The 1666-nt window shown below is 65.3% G+C and carries 1 protein-coding gene; it reads right to left on the reverse strand.

Translation table 11 applies throughout. From position 1 onward, the window contains the following. Positions 1-153 precede the first annotated feature (153 nt). Positions 154-1296, reverse strand: coding sequence for an NAD(P)-binding domain-containing protein (locus tag B141_RS0106365; RefSeq protein ID WP_020574328.1), 1143 nt, complete (start codon positions 1294-1296; stop codon positions 154-156). Between the last annotated feature and the right edge of the window lie 370 nt (positions 1297-1666).

Genomic DNA, 1666 nt, shown 5'->3' on the forward strand with positions numbered 1-1666 from the left:
GGTGCTTCTCCACCAGCGCCCTGATCTCGGTATGAGGGATCGGCGTTCCAGCAGGCGCTGGCTGTGGTCGCCCCTCCACAGTGTGGACGATCAGGCCCGCCGCCCGACGAAGCGCATGCCGAACCGTTGACGAGGCCAGAGCGTCCATCTCGATCAAGCTGCGCGGCGCATCAATTCGTCCACTGCGATGCGCGCGGATGACGGGCAGCCCTTGGTGAACCCGTAGAAGGGGCCGAAGTCGCGGGTCGAAGCGAAGCCGATCACGTGGAGACCCGCCAGCGATGTTTCGAAGCCATCGGTCAGGTCGGGGAAACCATCGGTCGTACTCACCTGGTGCGAGACGCTGCGAAGATAGGGGATACGAGAGAGGTCTGCCTTGTAGCCGCAGGCGAAGATCACATGGTCCGCGATCAGCGTTCGCTGATCCGAGAGCCGCAGTCGAACATCTTGATCACCAGGCAGCACATCGATGACCGCGCAGTTGGGATGGCTGGTGACAACCTCGGTGGCGAGGCGTGGGACGAGCCAGGGCTCGAGGGTGAGCCGGCCGGCTCGCCAGAATTCGCTGGCGATCCGGTGTTGTTTCTCCGCGGAGAGTCGCCGCCACCATCCCCGCTGCGCCAGTGTCTGATCGATGTATGGGTCCATGAAGGCCCAGCTGACCTTGGCGAACTCGGGAATGGGATGCCGATGTACGACGTGCACCTGCTCGGCGCCATGGTCACACAGCAGCGCTGCCCACTCGTAGGCGCTCTGCCGCCCTCCGATAATGACGACCCGGGCGGCGGCGAGATCCTCGAAGCCGACAAGTTCGCTCGTGTGTGATCGGAGCGTCGGCGGCACGTCCGCGTGCCAGCGCGGGAGGTTGGCGAAGTAGCAAATGCCCGGGACGGCAATAACCTTCTCCGCTGTGATCGTCGAGCCGTCGTCCAGAGTTGCGATGAAGACTCCGCTCGGTTTGGTGAGGTCGGTAACCAACCGTTCGTCGACTTCGAGCGACGTGCGCTCACGGAACCATTCGGCATAGTCGATGAAGATGGCGATGGGGACCGGGTTGAAGTCCTCGGGCCGCATCTCCCGGTCCTCGAAGAAGGCCTCGAAGGTGAAGTTGCCGTCTGCGTCGAGGTGCCAGTCAGGACCCGAGCGCAAGAACATGTCAGCTGGCATCTGCTCCCGCCAGAAGGCCAGCGGATGGCCGACGATGTGCGTGTCGATCCCGTTGTCACGAGCTAAGGCGGCGGCCGAGTAAGCGTACGGTCCCGCACCGATGACCAGCAGATCTGTCCGCTTCGGCATGGATCCTCCCGAAGGCAGGGATACTTCTACGCTACCTCGCGCCCGGTATCACGCCGCCGCTCGAGCTCGCCCGCGAGTGGCGTACGTACCGCGTCGACCGCTGCCGCCGGGACACGCTGCCGTTCCCCCGTACGTGGCGGGACCTACCGGGAGCCGGCAGCGTCGAGCGCTGCGAAGATGGGCTCGAGGTCCGCGATGAGCTGGTCGAGTCGCTCGGCTCCAGGCTGTCGTACGCCGGTGCGGCGAGGTCGTCGGTGAGCGACTCGATCGGCTCCGTCGATGGTGGTGACGGCCGGTCAGGCGGCCAGGCGGCGCGCGATCGCCGGGACCACGATCACAGCGGCGACCAGGTGGGTGAGCATCAACAGCG

Origin of the sequence: Actinopolymorpha alba DSM 45243, from assembly GCF_000373925.1 — a bacterium.
Classification (GTDB): Bacteria; Actinomycetota; Actinomycetes; order Propionibacteriales; family Actinopolymorphaceae; genus Actinopolymorpha; species Actinopolymorpha alba.

What these genes read in the sequence shown, in the direction of transcription:
- B141_RS0106365 (WP_020574328.1), bottom strand. Translation starts at nt 1,296, where the DNA reads ATGCCGAAGCGGACAGATCTGCTGGTCATCGGTGCGGGACCGTACGCT.